Below are 17849 nucleotides of genomic sequence, written 5' to 3'. Positions count from 1 at the left end.
TGTCCAATCGTAAAACAGAACTTACCCATGTCTAATATTATATACTACTTACTTCAAGGTTTCCTTTATTGTCTTCTAAATAAGATTGTATATCTTGTATGCCTTCTAATGAACGGACTAAAATAGAAGGGTCTATAATTGTAATCATTCTATCTTCAAGATTAGCAATATTCGTGAAATATTTTGTCTTAGAATAATTCATAATACCCAGCTGTTTTAAAGATTCAGAAGGGATATCTAAAATCTCCTTTGCCTCTTTTACAAGAATACCAACTGACATTTCTTCCGTATGCATCGTAACAACACGGGCATTAGCATTCATAAGACCACTTTGATTATATAGAATCTGTTCAAAATCAATTATAGGCACAAGCTCTCCTCTAATTTTCATCAATCCTATCAAATAAGTCGGTAAATGAGGGATAGGATTAACTTTTTCTAGCTTTTCGATAGAAACTACATGATCAATAGATACTGCATATTCTTCATTTCCGGATTGAAACACAACTACCTTTTGAGAAGACATGGATTAAAACCTCCTGGTGCATTATTCTGCGGCAACCTTTACGATTTCTACAAGTAAATCTGCTAGTTTTTCAAGTTCCTCCACTGGCATTCTTTCATTTGTGGTATGGATTTCCTCATAACCGACTGAAAGAATTACTGTTGGTACACCAAAGCCAGCTATTACATTGGCATCGCTACCACCACCGCTTGTTTTTATATCGGCTTTTCTTCCTATATTTTCAACCGCACGCTTTGCAACCTGTACGACTTGATGATTTTCTTCAAAACGGAAGCCTGGATACATTAATTTAGTTTCCGTAGTAGCTGTTCCACCGAATTGCTCTGCTTTTTCTGCAAATGTATTTACCATATGCTCAACCTGTGCATCTAGCTTTTCTTTATCGATAGAACGAGCCTCTGATAAAATATGAACAGTATCGCAAACAATATTTGTTGCCTGACCACCCTCGAAGCGACCTATATTAGCAGTTGTTTCATAATCTATTCTACCTAATTTCATAGCTGCGATTCCTTTAGCAGCTAATGTAATCGCTGAAACACCTTTTTCAGGAGCAACACCGGCATGCGCAGTTTTTCCAGTAATGGTAGTCCAAAGCTTTGCTTGATAAGGTGCTGCAGTAACAATACCGCCTACTTCTCCATCACTGTCTATAGCATAACCGTAAGTTGCAGTTAGCAAGGAAGGGTCCATTTCCTTAGCTCCAACTAGGCCACTTTCTTCTCCAGCAGTTATGACCACTTGTATATCTCCATGCTCGATGGACTGCTCTTTTAAACGACGTATTGCTTCGAATAATGCTGCAATCCCTGCTTTATCATCAGCACCTAGTATAGTGGTACCATCTGAGTAAATATAGCCATCCTCTTTAATAACTGGTTGGATTCCCTTACCTGGCACAACCGTATCCATGTGGGTAGTAAAGTAGATGCTATCTGCCGAAGACTTATTTCCCTTCAAGGTAGCGATTAAATTACCAGCTCCATGTCCAGTTCTCTGTGCTGAGTCATCTTCCAGAACTGAAAAACCGAGCTGCTCGAGCTTATTCTTTAAAATTGGTGCAATAACTTGCTCATGCTTTGTTTCAGAATCTATCTTCACTAATTCAAAAAATTCTTCTATTAAACGATTCATCTTGTAAAAGACTCCTTTATAATGGGATATTCCCATGCTTTTTCTTAGGTCTAGTTTCTTTCTTGTTACGCATCATCTCTAGTCCTTGGATTAACTTGATGCGAGTCTCTCTCGGATCAATAACATCATCTACCATCCCCATGGAAGCTGCTACATATGGATTCGCAAATTTTTCACGATACTCTTCAATCTTTTCAGCACGAACCTGTTCAGGATTATCGCTAGAGGCAATTTCTCGAGCAAAAATAATATTTGCTGCTCCCTGTGGCCCCATAACCGCAATTTCGGCATTTGGCCAAGCAAAAACTAGATCTGCCCCGATAGATTTAGAGTTAAGTGCCACATATGCTCCACCATATGCTTTACGTAAAATAACAGTCATCTTTGGAACTGTAGCTTCCGAATAAGCGAATAAAATCTTTGCACCGTGTCGTATAATACCACCATGCTCTTGTTTTATCCCTGGGAAGAAGCCAGTCACATCTTCAAACGTGATTAAGGGAATATTGAAGGAATCACAGAAGCGAATGAACCTAGCTGCCTTATCAGACGAGTCGATATCGAGTCCACCAGCCATAACTTTCGGTTGGTTACAGATTAATCCTACAACCTCTCCTTTAATACGAGCCAAGCCTACTACTATATTCTTTGCAAACTCTTTATGAACCTCCATAAATGAATCCTTGTCAACGACCTGATCGATTACTTTACGAATATCATATGGACGAATTGCTTCAAAAGGTACGATGTCTGCTAAATCTGGGCGGTCATCATCTTCTTCTAATGGCTCTAGAACTGGTGGTTTTTCCTCAAAGCTTTGTGGAAGGTAGCTCAATAGCTGTCTTACACTTTGTAAAACTTCTTCTTCTGTTTTACCGCGGAAGTGTGCATTACCACTAATCGTATTATGTACTTTAGAACCTCCAAGATCTTCTGAAGATATCTTCTCTCCTGTAACTGTTTCAATTACCTTAGGTCCTGTAATAAACATTTGGCTTGTTTCATCTGTCATAAACACAAAGTCTGTAATAGCTGGGGAGTAAACCGCTCCACCCGCACAAGGTCCGAGAATTACAGATATTTGTGGAATAACACCGGAGTAGATAGCATTACGGTAGAAAATTTGTCCATATCCATCTAAAGAAACAACGCCTTCTTGAATACGTGCACCGCCTGAATCATTTAAACCTATAAACGGAGCACCGTTTTTAGCAGCCAAGTCCATCACGTTGGAAATTTTAAGTGCGTGCATCTCTCCTAGAGCCCCGCCGAAAACAGTAAAGTCTTGTGAAAATAGGTATATAGCTCGACCATTTACTTTTCCGTATCCTGTAACAACACCATCTCCTGGCCCCTCTTGCTTGTCCATGCCAAAGTCAACCGTACGATGTTTTATAAATGGATTCAACTCAACAAAAGATCCTTCATCTACTAGCAGTTCAATTCTTTCTCTAGCAGTCAGCTTCCCTTTTTCATGCTGTTTTTCTATTCTTTCGTCTCCTCCACCTAATTCCACTTTACGTTTACGGTCATATAGATCATTAATTTTTTCGTAGATATCCATTAGTTATTTCGCTCCCCTTGATTTATCGCATAGTTCATATAAAACTCCACCAGAAGATTTAGGGTGAATGAAAGCAACCTCAGCCCCTCCTGCCCCAATTTTAGGAGTCTCTTGTATTAAACGAACTCCCTTTTCCTTTAACTCATCTAGTCGCTCCTGAATGTTTTTCACTCCGAATGCGACATGATGAATTCCTTCACCCTTTTTTTCGATGAAGGCGTGAATGGTACTAGTCTCATCAATTGGTTCCAGTAACTCTAGTTTGACATTTCCGCTGTCGATAAAAGCTACTCTTACTTTTTCGGATTCTACTTCCTCAATATGTATAAGTTTCAAGCCTAAAATTTCAGTATAGTATGGTAAAGAGTTTTCTAAGCTTTTTACAGCAATTCCGATATGGTCTACCTTTTCCATTGTTTGCACATCCTCTATTGTTTGACTATTCACTATACTATTGTACATATATTACAAAAAAAAATCTCTACCTCTTGTGCATTTTTTCAATTTTGATAAAATAGGAGTACAAGCAAAAGGAGAGAATTTAATGCGCAATCAAACATTTCGTAAGATTATTGTATATCTCATGATATTTGTCATGGTAATGTCCACATTATTGTTCGGTCTAAGCTTCGTATTATAGGAAATAAATGAATGTAAAAACAGCGGGTAGCAATTTATGCTTCCGCTGTTTTTTTGTAGACTATACTTCCTCGCAATACTCTTCGAATAAACCTTGAAGATGTGTAATGACTGAGGTTGGGGCATGCCCTTCAATTTCATGACGACCTATTTCTGCTACTACTTGTCCATCTTTTAACATTACAAATGATGGGGATGAAGGCAAATGATCATCTCCGAACATATTACGGGCTTGTTGTGTAGCTAATTTGTCTTGACCAGCAAATACAGTGACTAAATGATCAGGACGTTTGTCATAATGCACAGCATTTGCAGCTGCAGGACGAGCGATGCCGCCAGCACATCCACAAACAGAGTTGATCATTACTAGAGTTGTACCTTTTCTAGCGAAAGCAGCTTCTACTTCTTCCGGAGTAGTTAATTGTTCATAGCCACTGTTTTCCATTTCACTACGCGCTTGTATAATCATATCGTTCATTAATAAGTTAAAATCCATATTCATTTGACAGCTCTCCTTTTTCAATTCAAACTAAGTTTATCAGATTATTTATATGAATTCGAGGAAAATAACTCCTGAATAGCATCAGAAACAGTGATTTTTTCTTCTCTTACTTGTTGTTCTAACTGTTTCATCGTCTGCTTTCTTTCAATTGAGGCAAAAAAGTCATCATACAATCGATCTACAATCATTGATTTAAACCAATCAATCGTTTGTTCTTTTCTTCTCTTTTGCCAAAAATGCTGGTAATTCATTTTTTCCTCGAAGCTCTTAATTGTCGCCCACACCTTATCTAGACCTCGGTCATGTAAGGAGGAAACCGCAAGCGCTGGGGTTGTCCAATTGGGAGCAGAGGGAGCCAGAAAATGTAATATTTGTTTATATTCAGCTACCGTTTTTTTGGCTAAGGCTTCATTAGCGCCATCTGCCTTGTTGACGACGATTGCGTCTGCTAGCTCCATAATACCTTTTTTCATTCCTTGTAATTCATCACCTGCACCCGTCAAGGCAAGAAGTAAGAAAAAGTCTACCATTCCCCTAACGATAGTCTCACTTTGACCGACTCCTACTGTTTCTACTAATATGACGTCATATCCAGCAGCCTCACATAGCAGCATGGTCTCCCTAGACTTTTTATGCACGCCTCCCAGTGTACCTGCAGAAGGTGACGGACGTATAAAAGCGTTTGGATGCTTTGCCAGCTCTTCCATCCTAGTCTTATCCCCTAATATGCTTCCGCCGGTTAGGGATGAACTTGGATCAATTGCCAGTACGGCTACTTTATGACCGGAATTACATAGCATTTTTCCAAAGGCCTCAATGAACGTACTTTTTCCTACTCCAGGCACCCCAGTTATGCCTATGCGAATACTATTACCAGTGTGAGGTAACAATCGTTTCAGAAGCTGTTGACCTATCGTTTGTTGCTCAGAGGTAGTGCTTTCAATAAAAGTAATCGCTTTGGCCAAATGAAGTCGAGAGCCCTGTTTAATCTCATCACTATACGCTTTAGTATCTATAGAAAGAGTAGTCTTCTTTGAAAACTTTTTAACCGAAGACCTACCCATACCGTCGTGCTGAGATGTTACACCGCTCTTGACATGTAAAGAAGAGGTTACCTTTTCCTCATCTGCCATTATCCTTCCACTTCCTCGTAGCCAAGTCGCTTATAAATTTCCTCGATAACTTTTTGAGCTGCGACCGGAATAACAGTACCAGGACCAAATATAGCAGAAGCTCCATTTTCGCGTAAGAAAGCATAATCCTGTGCTGGAATAACACCACCAACAACGATTAAAATATCCTCACGACCAAGTTTCGCAAGTTCTTCTTTCAATGCTGGTACAAGGGTCATGTGTCCCGCTGCAAGCGAGCTAACTCCAATTACATGGACATCATTTTCAACTGCCTGCTGAGCTGTTTCTGCAGGAGTTTGGAATAGTGGACTAATATCAACGTCAAAGCCTAAGTCAGCAAATGCAGTAGCAATTACTTTTGCGCCACGGTCATGTCCATCCTGGCCCATTTTTGCGATTAAAATTCGAGGTCGTCTACCCTCGTTTTCTTTAAAATCCTCTGCCATTTGCTTCACAGAATCAATTTCTTCTGCGTCACTAAAATTAGCACTATATACTCCACTCACTGAGCGAATCACCGCCTTATGTCTACCTGCCACAACCTCTATCGCATCTGATATTTCCCCAATAGTCGCTCTTTGGCGAGCGGCATTTACTGCTGCAGCTAGAAGATTTTCATTACCCGTTTTAGCAGCCTCAGTTAATGCTGATAAGGCTACTTGAACAGCTTTTTCATCTCTATTAGCCTTAACACGTTCCAAGCGTTCCATTTGTTTTTGACGAACAACTGTATTATCAATATTTAAGATGTCGATGGCATCCTCTTGCTCAAGACGGTATTTGTTCACCCCAATGATAATCTCTTTTGAAGAATCTATTTGGGCTTGTTTTTTAGCAGCGGCTTCCTCGATTTTCATCTTTGGTAACCCTGTTTCAATCGCTTTCGCCATTCCGCCTAATTCTTCAATTTCTTCTATTAAAGTCCAAGCCTTCTCCATCAATTCATTTGTTAACGTTTCTACATAATAAGAACCGCCCCATGGATCAATTACCTTTGTCATGTTTGTTTCTTCCTGTAAGAAAAGCTGTGTATTCCTTGCAATTCTAGCGGAAAAGTCTGTTGGAAGTGCAATCGCTTCATCTAAAGCGTTTGTATGCAGGGATTGAGTGTGTCCCATTGCTGCTGCATTTGCCTCTACAAGAGTACGAGTCACGTTGTTAAAAGGATCTTGCTCTGTTAAGCTCCACCCAGAAGTTTGCGAGTGAGTTCGTAGAGCTAGAGACTTAGGGTTTTTAGGGTCAAAGCTCTTCATCATCTGAGCCCAAATTCTTCGTGCCGCTCTCATTTTTGCTACTTCCATGAAATAGTTCATACCAATTGCCCAGAAGAACGACAGTCGAGGAGCAAATGAGTCTATTTCAATCCCTGCGTTTATGCCTGTACGTACGTATTCTAATCCATCAGCAAGTGTATAGGCCAACTCGATGTCAGCTGTTGCTCCTGCCTCCTGCATATGGTAGCCGGAAATAGAAATGGAATTAAACTTTGGCATGTGCTGCGCTGTATATGCAAAAATGTCAGCAATTATTTTCATAGACATTTCCGGTGTATAAATATACGTGTTACGTACCATATATTCTTTTAAAATATCATTTTGGATCGTTCCTGCAAGCTGTTCCGGTGTAACACCTTGCTCTTCTGCTGTAACAATGTAAAATGCCATAATAGGTAATACTGCGCCGTTCATGGTCATGGAAACAGACATTTGATCTAACGGTATACCATCAAAAAGGATTTTCATGTCCTCCACCGAGTCAATTGCAACACCTGCTTTGCCGACGTCGCCTGTTACTCGCTCATGATCAGAATCATATCCTCTATGAGTTGCCAAATCGAAAGCTACAGACAGACCTTTTTGACCCATTGCTAGATTTCTTCTATAAAATGCATTACTTTCTTCCGCTGTAGAAAACCCTGCATATTGTCGAACAGTCCAAGGCTTCGACACATACATCGTTGGATAAGGTCCACGTGTATTGGGAGCTATTCCTGGCAGATCATTTATATGGTTTACATTCTTTAAATCTTCCATCATGTATTGTGATTTAAGTTCGATTCCCTCATTAGACATAAAGGAACCATGTTGACTGTCTACTTTATTTCCAGCTTTTTTTAATACTTCTTCTATAGAAACAGCTTCATAATTAGGCGTTGTCATGTGAACCCTCCTTCTGAGCTAGTGCCAGTAATTCTTTTCCTTTTATAAGAAGAGACTGTCCTGCATAAATAGAACCAGAGAGCCCTGCTTCTAACCAATCCTCATACTCCTCGAACTTCCCTGCTACATCTAATGGCACGGAAAGCTTTTCATTCAATAGAGCAGGTACTAGTCCAGCTGTTTGGTCATCATTACCTACAAAAACAGCATATTGAATATTGTCATTCTCGATCCACTGCTGTAAATCAAATGGCTTTAAATTGGCTTCTGCAAGGACGGGAGTAATTCCGATCGCATTCAAAAAGCCATTAACATAGTCCAGTCTAGGCTTATACTCCTTTAGAACACCATAAGGAAGTATGGCAGTCTTAAGTGGAGTCTGTTTAAAAGCTTTTCGTAGGTCTTCAAAAGGTTCTGCTAAACGTTTATAGTCCGTATGTTTAACCGGATTTTCTATTACATCAACGGGGTTAGCATAATTATTCGTACCGATTAGAGATTTTTTTCGAGATGACACTGCCTTTAACTGTAGCTCCCATTTCTCTTGAGCTCGTTGAAGCAGCATACTTTCTCTCGATTCTGGGGAGCTATCTTTCATAAGCTCAATAAAATATGCCCAAGCCTTCTCAACAAGCTGTTTAGTCAATGACTCAATATAGAAAGAGCCTCCAGCTGCATCGATTACACGTTGAATATGTGTTTCTTCCTTTAGTACAAGTTGCATATTGCGAGCAATACGGTTAGAAGTTGCAGTTGTGCCAGTTAAATAATTATATGGATATGCACTTACAAAATCTGCACCACCCAATACGCAAGACAATGTACTGTTACCAGCACGCAATAAGTTTACTGTTTCATCAAGTGCTGAGAAAGACCGGAGAGAGGTTTCTGCATAAACCGGTATAGCCTTCACATTTTCTTTACCAAATGCTTCTCCAAACGCCTTCCAAAGTATTCTAAAAGCTCTCAGCTTTGCAATTTCCATAAAGAAATTAGTGTCTACTGAAAATTGTACAAAAGCATTTTCTTCTACTTTCTCGATACCATGAAGATGCACAAATGTATCCGCTTGCACTAATACGCTCGCTAATTCGCTAATTGCATCCCCACCAGCCTTATGTAACTTGGAGCCATCTAAATGTAATGTACGAGCTCCTTTAAACTCTTCTTCTGCTCCGATTATAGAACCATTTAAATGATCAAAGTGTTTTAAGAAACTTGGATCATTTTTTACATCAAGTAACACCTCATAATGTTGGAAAAGCTCCTTCAACTCCTGAAGCTGTGAATCATTCCACTTATGGTCAATCTCTACTTTATAATTAATGACATTATTTCCTTTGGAAAGGCTTTCATTCAGATCAGATAGGATTTCCTCTGATGATAACCCTACTGATGGCTGTGCAACCTTCCAGCTTGCTGATTCTTTACTTTCTCTTACAGTTTTAGTTTGTTCGACGGGGATATTTTTTAAATCCGCTAATGTGTAAAGCGGTTTCAACATAATTTCTTCTAACGTCTTAGTTTCTAAAGATTCTAACGATTTACCCTTTAATGATTTTACTGCAGCCTGCTCCCATTCCGTAAAGCTTGCTTCATTAAATTTGGTTTGCTTCATGTCGTTTATAGTCATATGAACGCTTTCGCTTCCCCCTTATATAATTATTGTTATATATCTATTCTACATGAGTGCTTCAAGGTAATAAAGTGATTTAATGACTTATCAGTATATTAAGGATAATTTCCTAAAGAGTCCGATTCTCTTCTGTGTATCAGCAATCGAACATATAATTTGAAAATAAAACAATCTTTGAATCCATTTCTCTATTCTTATAATTATTTGCTATGTTAAAGGCTAGGGTTAATTATGATGTGTTCTAAATCGGCAAGTAGAATTGATTTTTCGCGCCAGTCGGACGCTTTCCTCGGGGTGAGCGATAAGCCATCACCCAGAGGAAAGCGCGTGGTTGTGATGTCTTATCTGTCTCACTCATCCCATTGGAGTGGCCGTCTGGCGCTCCAATAAATAAATGGAGAACGGCTTTAATTTATATAGTTCTATTTATAAATCACTAGTATAAACAACGCCGTAAAAATGATTCAACACACTTCAAAAATTATTTATGAATAGTCATTTAAATTGTACAGTTTTATGATGCAAAGAAATCTTAAACCAGAGAGTAGAATTGATTTCCGCGCCAGTCGGACGCTTTCCTCGGGGTGAGCGATAAGCCATCACCCATCGCTTACGCGCGTGGTTGTGAGGTCTTATCTGTCTCCCTCATCCCGTAGGAGTCGCCGTCTGGCGCTCCAATCAATAAATGGGAACAGCTTTAGCATCGATAAAGCGCTAATAAATTTACTCGCATAAACAAAGCTAAAAACTGTCACCAACCCCAATTTCATCAGCTATTTATGTTCTTAATAGCCATTTGAAAGTTTCTTTGTTTATGTTTACAGTCACTATAAAAAAAGAATTGTTAGTCCAAAATCAACCAATAACTTTAACAAAGCGTCAATAAATTATATCTGTTTATGTAAAAAGGTATATCACATTTTTAATTATGAATTTAACTCAAATTAATGTAAAACTTTAAATCGAAAGAGGTCAAAAATGACAGTAATCTTTTTAGGCTTTATTTTATTTCTTAGCCTTTCAATAGGATGTATAGCTGCTTATATGGTTTATGGGATACTTCACCAAAAATATGAAAAAATATTCGGGTTGTTATGTGGATTATTATTAATCAGCTTACTGGTATTTGAAATTGTTCCAGAAGCTCTCGACTCCTTTGAAAAGCTAGGGTTGTTTTTAGGATTCATTAGCGGTTACTACTTGAATAGCTTAATAATTCCACATCGACACGCTGCAAAAGATGAAACGAGTACAATAAGCCCTATGATTATTGGACTATTTTTACATACGATTCCCTTAAGTCTGACCATTGGCACGTTACTTCATAATGATTCGTTCCCTTTATCCGTCACTGCTTCTACAGTCCTGCATCATATCCCAGAAGGATTTGCTCTTACAACACTTTTTCTGCTTTATAAAAAGAAAATCATAGGCTTAATGATTTGTTTTCTTTCTCTCTCTATTTGTTTTATTTCTTTCATTTGGATTGGGGAACACCTGATTGTCTCAACTAGAATCCAAGGGATTTTTATGGGGGTTTCTATTTACCTTATTAGTACAATCAGCTTAAAAGAATTTATTGTTCCTCTTTTTAAAGGTAAATGAAAATCGTATTAAATTTAAGGTTTATTAAAGTTATTATGACTTTGGCTAACAATTCTTTTTTTATAGTGATTGTAAACATAAACAAAGGAACTTTCAAATCGCTATAAAGAACATAAATAGATGATGAAATTGGGGTTGGTGACAGTTTTTCAGCTTTGTTTATGCGAGTAAATTGATAGCGCTTTAAAGCATCCGGCGGCGGCGAAAATCAATTCTACTCTCTGATTTAAGATTTCTTTGTATCATAAATCAACCCTACCCTTCAACATAGCCTAAATTTAAAATATATGTGACTTTTGTTAAGTAACCATCGTCTAATAGTAAAGGAGTTGTTGTTATGAAGAAATTCTCCGTGTTAACCATCGTAACTGGACTTGTAATAGTAGGGTGTAGTCCAGTTAAATCAAATGAAAATAACGAAAAAAATATACATGAAGTCTCAGATAGTACAAGCACACTTAGTGAAGTAACCTCTGCTATTAAACCCGGCACAGAACAGAATGTAGATGGCCCTCCTCATTATGAAGTAAAAAACAAAGGAGAGCTATCTATTCAGGATGCAAAAAATGCTTATGAAATGTGTGCAAGAGCGCTGACCGACTATTATAAGGCGATATGGAATGGTACGGATATTGAATTGAATGCTTTTATGAATAATGAAAACCTTGTACATTATACACAAAAGAAGATACAATCCCAATTTGACTTGTATTTCACGATTAAGCTTGCAGATGACTTTGTACAAAGTGTGGGTATTGCCACTCGTGATGTAGATTGGGAAGTGGAGTATACGAACGATGAGGATGGAGGTTTTCTCTATTTACACATACCTGCAGAAATCAATTATAATCAAGGTAGCTTTGGTGAAGCCACTGAATTTCTAGTGCGTAATGAAAATGATCAGCTGGTCATTGTTGATTGGTATACAGGTGGGAAGGATACTTATGATTTTATGGTTCGAGGAGAAAACGAAACGATTGACAACCCAACTATTTGGAATAATAGTCAATGGGTGAAGGAGATAAATAGTAATCAGCTTAATTTCTCAGGCTCAACTCGATAATTACATACAGCTAACTTGTAATACACAATTAAATTTAATGCTGGCTGCTACTAATTTAATTTATGAACAGCTGTAAAAAAGAAAATAAGAGTTTACAGTTCAATTAGCTACTCATCTAAACTGTTCCTGTAGAAGGTAATAAGAAGGACTAGTACTGCTTCTGTGGCAACTTCCGATATTTATTTAGTGTGGGTCTTGCTCTTCGGGAATGGTACTAAATACTAAGCTTTTATCATTTCTGACTGTCACATAATTTTCAAGCTGATGGACCCATCCGTCTTCTCCTTTTACACCTCTTCCAGCTAATATAAAGCTATCTGGATTTATGCTCTTAACGGAGAATTCTAATCTATATACGTCTTCCGAAGCTTCATTTGTATAGCTTAACTCTAGATCGTCTAAAGTAAATTCGGTTACCATGTCATCATTTTTCAAATTCTCCGTTGCTGTATCCGTAATTCGTTCTCTTAGCTCATCTTCTGCTGAACCTCCCCTTAAAAAGAAAAACCAAAAAGGAACAGCCATAACTAAAAGAAAACAAAGAATCAAAAAAGATAATTTAAGCATTAAAATTTTTTGATATGGTGTAGTTGAGATTAGCTTCACGGCTAGCTCCCCCTTTCATAAAAGTAAACGTAATTTACATAAATAACATCGATAATCCTGGTGAGGCAATAACTCTACTAGTCTGAATCATAAACCCGAGAAACCCACAATGTTTTTACTTTCCCTATTTTAATGCCCCTCCATCGGTGTAGTGCTGAATACTAGTGTCTCGTTATCCTTGACCGTTACATAATTCACTTTTTCATTGATCCAACCACTTTCGCCCTTAACCCCTCCTCCTGTCAGTATAAAATTTGTTGGATCTGTAGGTTTAATGGAGAAAGTTATTATATATACCTCTTCTGACTCTTTGTTTTTATGACTTAGCTTAATCTTGTCAATTGTGAACTCCGAAATAGTGGGATCTTCCTTCAGCAGAGAACTTGCAGCAATATGGATACTTTCAGTTAAATCTCCCGAGACATTAGTGCTGTTGCTACTTTTAAGTAACCAAACGATGCTAAGAACAATTGCAAAAATAAGTAGTATTAAAAATATATTTTTCCCATTCTTAGAGGAAGGTGATTTAGAAATTAGTTTCACCTTTAACACTTCCTTATCTACAAAAATCGTATACTTATCTTTATATATACGATTAACTTCTAGAAAACATTCGCCACCTCCCTCACTGTTAATACAAAGGAAAAATTATTAGAATTTCGGCATGTCGATTGCGGTATGACTAATTTTTCTACGTATAGAAAAGTATTAGTCTAGATATGAAGACGCGATCTTTACTATAATCACCAAAAAACCCCGAGAGATGTGACTCACGAGGAAATTCAGTAATATGATGAAACTCTTTAGGAAACGTTTCCTATTGTTAGATTCACTATTATGAAAGAGAATCCCTTTTACCAAAAGCCATGCCATCTTACTTCTACATTCCTTGCCTGCCTTTTTAAATCTACGTCCCTCATTTTACAGCTCCTGCCGTTAGCCCTTCCATAAACTGCTTCGATGCAAGGAGAAAAAGAACCATCATAGGCAATGAAGCTAATGTTAGCCCTGCAAACAAAGACCCCCAGTCGGCTGAATGCTCCCCAAAAAGAGAAAGCATACCAACAGGAATCGTCATTTTTGCCTTTTCAGTTATAAATATGAGCGGGAAGAAAAAGTCATTCCAAGCAGCTATAAAGTTTATTATGACAACTGTTCCTATAGCAGGTCGCATAAGTGGAAGAAGCACATGCCAAAGGGTACGAAGATTCCCAGCCCCATCCATCCTTGCCGCCTCCTCAAGTTCCATCGGTAACGTCTTGAAAAAGCCTGTTAAAATAAGCATTGTAATAGGGGCACCAGTAGCTATATTCATAAGTATTAAAGACCATAAAGAATTGATGAGGCCCAGATCACGCATCAAGATAAATAACGGAACTATCCCAAGCTTTATCGGAATCATCATTCCTAGCAAAAACACAAAGAAAATGGCACTATTCCAGCTAAAGTTAAATCGAGCAATATAAAATGCTGCCAAAGAACAAAATAAAACGACTAGAACTACAGAAGTAACGCTCACCATGACACTATTATAAAAATATTGGTCAAATGGAATCTTATTTAATAACGTTCTGTACGTATCTAAACTAAAGCTTGTAGGTAATCCTAAGGGATTCTTAAATATCTCCGAACTCGATTTAAAAGAGGACATAAACATTAAAAAAATTGGATATAAGCTGACGGTAGCAACTCCGAACATAATAATATAATAAAATGGCCTGGTCCAAATTGTATTTTTCTCCATACTATTCACCTCTTACATTTGTACTTCTTTTTTATTCATAAGCTTTAGGAAGATCATTGTACATATTAATATGAAGAAAAATAAAACAGTCGCAAGTGCGGAGCCAAGTCCAATTGCCGTTGAGCTAGAAGCAGTGGAGCTACCAAAGGCAAGTCGATAAAAAAATACTGCCATTGTATCTGTTGAGTAATATGGTTCTCCCATCGAGCCTTGCATAGCATAAACGAGCTCAAATGCTTCGAACGATTGAATAAAGGTCAAAACCGTCATAATCAATATAGATGGAATCATTAATGGGATGTATATCTTTCGTAACATGGAAACTCCCTTTGCTCCATCCAGTCTTGCAGCTTCGATGAGTTCACCTGGAATGCTTTGGAAACCAGCTAAAAATATTAGTACACCAAACCCCAAGCCGAACCAACAGTTCACAAGGATAATGGAAATTAGAGCTGTTTCTGGCTCACCCAACCATGCTCTTTGTAGATTTTCTAAACCAAGCTTTCCTAAAATAAGATTGAGTGTACCAAAGTTAGGATTTAAGATTAGCTTCCACAAGAAACCAACTACAATAACTGATAATAACCGCGGTAAGAAAAAAGCTACTTTGAAAAATTCAGCACCTTTTACTTTTTTATAGACTATAAAAGCTAAAAGAAAAGCAAGGCCATTCATGACAACCATTTGTATGCAAAAGTAAAGGACATTATGGGAAAAAGCATTCCTAAACATGGACCCATAAGGCTCTGTAGTAAAGAGAGTGACAAAATTATCCAAACCAACAAAGGCATCTCTTGTGAATCCTTTAAAGGAGAAGAAGCTATATGATAATGCTGCTAGTATAGGATAGAGTACAAACATCCCATAAATGATTAATATAGGGACGGGGAAAAGGTGGATCGTCCACCCCTTCCCCTTCTTTGAACGCTTTACTGGAGCTGTTTCTTCTGACATATTTCACAGCCTCCTTACTTATTTATTGAAAGGGGGAAAACCACGATTCAGCACTTTTTTGCACCTTATCGGCTACTTCCTCTGGTGTAACCTCGCCAAGATACATTCCTTGTAATTCTGTTTCTAGGACAGTTTTTGTAGTAGGATCTCCACCTGTAAAATTTATAACCCAATAATACGGGGTTGAACTTGTTTCCACCGCTTTACTTAGCTCACTAAGAAGTTCATCTTCTGAACTGATCCCAGGAATTGCACTAATCATATTAAATTCTTTCACAAAAAGCTCTCCAAATTCCTTTGTTGTTAAAAACTGAAGAAACACCTTAGCTGCTTCTTTGTTTTTAGAATTTGCATTTATCGCAAATGAACCGTCAACCCACGAAGTTACTGTTTGATTTCCTTGCTTAGACGGCATTGCGAAATACCCATAATCTAAGTCTCCGTTTAAATCGTTAACTACGGGAATTTCCCAGCTCCCAAGTGGGAACATCGCTGCCTGCTCCATAGCAAACATCGTGCGAATATCATCCATTCCTAGCCCCTCAGAGTTTTTCGGGAAGTATTTCTTTAAATCATTCATTACTTGAATGGACTCTTTAAATGCCGAATCAGTAAAATCCGTTTCCCCTTTGATCAGCTTTTCTGCAAAGGTATTTCCATCAACAACCCCTGCTCCAACTATTCCATGGGTTAACGACAATAGCCAACCTTCTTTAGTTCCCATTGCAATAGGCGTAACTCCGGCTTCTAATAGCTTCTCATTCACTTCTATAAACTCATCCCACGTTGTAGGGATTTCAATTCCATGGTCTGCGAATATCTTTTTATTGTAGAAGAATTGAGTGGAGCTAATATTCAGGGGAACCCCGTATTGCTCTCCGTCAGCTCCTCGAGATGCAGCTAGAAATTCATCGGAATACTGGCCTAACCCTTCTAAATCACTAATCGGCTCTACAAATCCAGCATCCACTAGCTTTAATCCTGCACCATAAGGTCTTAAATGAAAAATGTCAGGGCCCTCTCCTGCTTGTAGTGCAGTATTTAATACTGTATTGTATTCTGTATTTTTAGTCGGGTTAAATTCTACCTGTATTTCCGGGTGTGTTTCGTTAAAAAGTGCGATTACTTTTTCATATTTCGAAACATCCTCTGTTCTCCAGCTTCCAATGGTTAAGTTTACTGTTTCCTTATCTCCTGATGTGGCAACTTTGTCTCCATCTCCCTGTGAGCCAGTTGTGGACGAACTATTTTCCTTATCATCTGAACAAGCACCTATAATGAAGGTAACCAACATAATCAAAAAAATTGTAAGACCATTTTTAATCCAACTTTTCATAATTAGTACTCTCCTTTTTTATAAACGTCTCGTAAACGCTTTCATGGATCTCCAGTCTAAACTCTTTTTTTGGAACATCCCTCCCGTAATGTATTGCATTGGTTAACAGCACCACAAATAGTTTTTCTTTTGGATCTATCCATATAGATGTTCCAGTAAATCCTGTATGTCCAAATGAGCCAATGGACCAGTCTGTACTGATTGTAACTTCAGTATCTTTACCATTCCATACTTCAAAGCCTAGACCCCTGTGTTTAAAAAATTTTTGATGACAGTCTTGTAACCAGGCAGGATTAAATACAGTTTGATCAGATGGATGTAACCAGTAATGCACGTATTGAACAAGGTCATCCAAACACGAGAATAATCCTGCACTTCCTGATACCCCATTTAACATATATGCTTTTTCATCGTGTACTACTCCTTGGACATAGCTCCCATTCATATATTCAGTTGATGCTATAAGACTTCTAACCTCTTCTTTAGGATTAAATGTCGTATTTTTCATCCCCATTGGTATGAGAACTTCCCTCTCTACAAATTGATCGAAAGTCTCTCCCGACACTTCCTCAATAATTTTCCCTAACAAAATCATTCCTAAATCACTATAAACTACAGTTTTTCCTGGCTCAAAAATTGGATTGACACTAAATATCTCTTCTAAAACATCCCGATTATCTCCTCTTTTTACTGGTGGGGATAAATCTGCAGGTAGACCACTATTATGATAAAGAAGGTGTTCAATATTAATATTTGGATATTGGAATTGTGGAATATACTTTTGAACAGAATCCTTTAGAGATACCTGTTTTTTATCTAGCAGAACGAGAGTGGCTGGTAATGTTGCAACTACTTTGGTTAATGATGCGATATCAAAAACAGTTTCCATAGTGATTTCCTTTACTTCACCAGTATTTGTAACAAATGAGCCAAAGCTGTCCCTATATAGCACTACATTGCCTTGCTGAACATGAATGACGCCTCCAGGTATTTTCTTAGCTACCAAGTATTCATTTATAATATTCCTAAGCATAATTCCCTCCTCCATTAAATTTAATTTTCTGATAATTATTAATTACAGTATATAAAATATCATTCTAAGAAACAATCGAATTTTTAAAATACTATTTTAAGTTGCTTGCATTGCAGAACGCGTCAGCCAGATATAGAAATGAGCAGCTTTCAAATTTAAAAAAGCGAGCAACTGGACCAGTTAACGTCCGCTTACTCGCTTTAAATACTTTTAAG

The 17849-nt window shown here is 37.9% G+C and carries 17 protein-coding genes; 3 read left to right on the top strand and 14 right to left on the bottom strand.

Features of this window, described 5'->3' with window-relative positions; genetic code table 11:
* Positions 1 to 37 precede the first annotated feature (37 nt).
* Genes HF876_RS01145 through mce form a run of 4 tightly spaced genes read right to left on the bottom strand, consistent with a single transcriptional unit; the run spans position 38 to position 3638 of the window.
* The gene (locus HF876_RS01145) at positions 38 to 526 is read right to left on the bottom strand and encodes a chemotaxis protein CheW (protein ID WP_169358200.1); all 489 of its coding nucleotides are present in this window, start codon (positions 524 to 526) and stop codon (positions 38 to 40) included.
* 21 nt (positions 527 to 547) lie between these two features.
* The gene (locus HF876_RS01140) at positions 548 to 1660 is read right to left on the bottom strand and encodes a M20/M25/M40 family metallo-hydrolase (RefSeq protein ID WP_169358199.1); all 1113 of its coding nucleotides are present in this window, start codon (positions 1658 to 1660) and stop codon (positions 548 to 550) included.
* 16 nt (positions 1661 to 1676) lie between these two features.
* Positions 1677 to 3224, bottom strand: coding sequence for an acyl-CoA carboxylase subunit beta (locus HF876_RS01135; protein WP_169358198.1), 1548 nt, complete (start codon positions 3222 to 3224; stop codon positions 1677 to 1679).
* 3 nt (positions 3225 to 3227) lie between these two features.
* On the bottom strand, positions 3228 to 3638 hold the full coding sequence (gene mce / locus HF876_RS01130) for a methylmalonyl-CoA epimerase (protein WP_169358197.1): 411 nt from the start codon (positions 3636 to 3638) through the stop codon (positions 3228 to 3230).
* A gap of 130 nt (positions 3639 to 3768) precedes the next feature.
* On the opposite strand from mce, the gene prli42 reads away from it, so the two are divergent.
* On the top strand, positions 3769 to 3864 hold the full coding sequence (gene prli42 / locus HF876_RS19070) for a stressosome-associated protein Prli42 (protein ID WP_151109618.1): 96 nt from the start codon (positions 3769 to 3771) through the stop codon (positions 3862 to 3864).
* A gap of 60 nt (positions 3865 to 3924) precedes the next feature.
* On the opposite strand, the gene HF876_RS01120 is transcribed toward prli42, so the two are convergent.
* The 4 genes from HF876_RS01120 to HF876_RS01105 are packed head-to-tail and all read right to left on the bottom strand — an operon-like array spanning position 3925 to position 9290.
* Complete coding sequence (locus HF876_RS01120; protein WP_169358196.1) at positions 3925 to 4365, bottom strand: BrxA/BrxB family bacilliredoxin; 441 nt, start codon at positions 4363 to 4365, stop codon at positions 3925 to 3927.
* A 41-nt stretch (positions 4366 to 4406) separates the two neighbouring features.
* A complete protein-coding gene (gene meaB / locus HF876_RS01115; protein ID WP_169358195.1) occupies positions 4407 to 5498 on the bottom strand; it encodes a methylmalonyl Co-A mutase-associated GTPase MeaB in 1092 nt (363 codons plus the stop codon).
* A complete protein-coding gene (gene scpA / locus HF876_RS01110) occupies positions 5498 to 7657 on the bottom strand; it encodes a methylmalonyl-CoA mutase (RefSeq protein WP_169358194.1) in 2160 nt (719 codons plus the stop codon). Before scpA ends, meaB begins: the two co-directional genes overlap by 1 nt.
* Positions 7644 to 9290, bottom strand: a complete 1647-nt coding sequence (locus HF876_RS01105; RefSeq protein ID WP_169358193.1) for a methylmalonyl-CoA mutase family protein — start codon at positions 9288 to 9290, stop codon at positions 7644 to 7646. Before HF876_RS01105 ends, scpA begins: the two co-directional genes overlap by 14 nt.
* A gap of 981 nt (positions 9291 to 10271) precedes the next feature.
* Here HF876_RS01105 and HF876_RS01100 point away from each other — a divergent pair.
* Entirely contained in the window at positions 10272 to 10898 is a 627-nt protein-coding gene (locus HF876_RS01100) for a ZIP family metal transporter (protein ID WP_169358192.1), read from the top strand.
* Positions 10899 to 11235: 337 nt separating this feature from the next.
* Positions 11236 to 11961: a hypothetical protein gene (locus tag HF876_RS01095; protein WP_169358191.1), complete on the top strand. Its 726-nt coding sequence runs from the start codon at positions 11236 to 11238 to the stop codon at positions 11959 to 11961.
* Between the two features lie 183 nt (positions 11962 to 12144).
* Here the strand turns inward: HF876_RS01095 and HF876_RS01090 are convergent, their stop codons facing one another.
* The 6 genes from HF876_RS01090 to HF876_RS01065 form a co-directional block, all read right to left on the bottom strand.
* Positions 12145 to 12567 (bottom strand): hypothetical protein, encoded by a 423-nt coding sequence (locus HF876_RS01090; RefSeq protein ID WP_169358190.1) that lies wholly within the window; start codon positions 12565 to 12567, stop codon positions 12145 to 12147.
* A 129-nt stretch (positions 12568 to 12696) separates the two neighbouring features.
* Entirely contained in the window at positions 12697 to 13110 is a 414-nt protein-coding gene (locus HF876_RS01085; protein ID WP_169358189.1) for a hypothetical protein, read from the bottom strand.
* 373 nt (positions 13111 to 13483) lie between these two features.
* On the bottom strand, positions 13484 to 14311 hold the full coding sequence (locus tag HF876_RS01080; protein ID WP_169358188.1) for a carbohydrate ABC transporter permease: 828 nt from the start codon (positions 14309 to 14311) through the stop codon (positions 13484 to 13486).
* A gap of 12 nt (positions 14312 to 14323) precedes the next feature.
* The gene (locus HF876_RS01075) at positions 14324 to 15265 is read right to left on the bottom strand and encodes a carbohydrate ABC transporter permease (protein WP_169358187.1); all 942 of its coding nucleotides are present in this window, start codon (positions 15263 to 15265) and stop codon (positions 14324 to 14326) included.
* 22 nt (positions 15266 to 15287) lie between these two features.
* The gene (locus tag HF876_RS01070) at positions 15288 to 16601 is read right to left on the bottom strand and encodes an ABC transporter substrate-binding protein (RefSeq protein WP_169358186.1); all 1314 of its coding nucleotides are present in this window, start codon (positions 16599 to 16601) and stop codon (positions 15288 to 15290) included.
* A complete protein-coding gene (locus HF876_RS01065) occupies positions 16585 to 17634 on the bottom strand; it encodes a serine hydrolase domain-containing protein (protein ID WP_169358185.1) in 1050 nt (349 codons plus the stop codon). The genes HF876_RS01070 and HF876_RS01065 overlap by 17 nt, the downstream gene beginning before the upstream one ends.
* Positions 17635 to 17849 lie beyond the last annotated feature (215 nt).

The sequence above is a fragment of the Psychrobacillus sp. BL-248-WT-3 genome (assembly GCF_012843435.1).
Lineage (GTDB): Bacteria > Bacillota > Bacilli > Bacillales_A > Planococcaceae > Psychrobacillus.
The sequence above is the reverse complement of the archived record's forward strand: the minus strand, read 5'-3'. Positions and strand labels throughout refer to the sequence as shown.

Coding starts and splice junctions, on each gene's coding strand:
- HF876_RS01145 (WP_169358200.1), bottom strand. CDS start 526: ATGTCTTCTCAAAAGGTAGTTGTGTTTCAATCCGGAAATGAAGAATAT.
- HF876_RS01140 (WP_169358199.1), bottom strand. CDS start 1,660: ATGAATCGTTTAATAGAAGAATTTTTTGAATTAGTGAAGATAGATTCT.
- HF876_RS01080 (WP_169358188.1), bottom strand. CDS start 14,311: ATGGAGAAAAATACAATTTGGACCAGGCCATTTTATTATATTATTATG.
- HF876_RS01075 (WP_169358187.1), bottom strand. CDS start 15,265: ATGTCAGAAGAAACAGCTCCAGTAAAGCGTTCAAAGAAGGGGAAGGGG.
- mce (WP_169358197.1), bottom strand. CDS start 3,638: ATGGAAAAGGTAGACCATATCGGAATTGCTGTAAAAAGCTTAGAAAAC.
- meaB (WP_169358195.1), bottom strand. CDS start 5,498: ATGGCAGATGAGGAAAAGGTAACCTCTTCTTTACATGTCAAGAGCGGT.
- HF876_RS01100 (WP_169358192.1), top strand. CDS start 10,272: ATGACAGTAATCTTTTTAGGCTTTATTTTATTTCTTAGCCTTTCAATA.
- scpA (WP_169358194.1), bottom strand. CDS start 7,657: ATGACAACGCCTAATTATGAAGCTGTTTCTATAGAAGAAGTATTAAAA.
- prli42 (WP_151109618.1), top strand. CDS start 3,769: ATGCGCAATCAAACATTTCGTAAGATTATTGTATATCTCATGATATTT.
- HF876_RS01120 (WP_169358196.1), bottom strand. CDS start 4,365: ATGAATATGGATTTTAACTTATTAATGAACGATATGATTATACAAGCG.
- HF876_RS01105 (WP_169358193.1), bottom strand. CDS start 9,290: ATGACTATAAACGACATGAAGCAAACCAAATTTAATGAAGCAAGCTTT.
- HF876_RS01065 (WP_169358185.1), bottom strand. CDS start 17,634: ATGCTTAGGAATATTATAAATGAATACTTGGTAGCTAAGAAAATACCT.
- HF876_RS01135 (WP_169358198.1), bottom strand. CDS start 3,224: ATGGATATCTACGAAAAAATTAATGATCTATATGACCGTAAACGTAAA.
- HF876_RS01070 (WP_169358186.1), bottom strand. CDS start 16,601: ATGAAAAGTTGGATTAAAAATGGTCTTACAATTTTTTTGATTATGTTG.
- HF876_RS01095 (WP_169358191.1), top strand. CDS start 11,236: ATGAAGAAATTCTCCGTGTTAACCATCGTAACTGGACTTGTAATAGTA.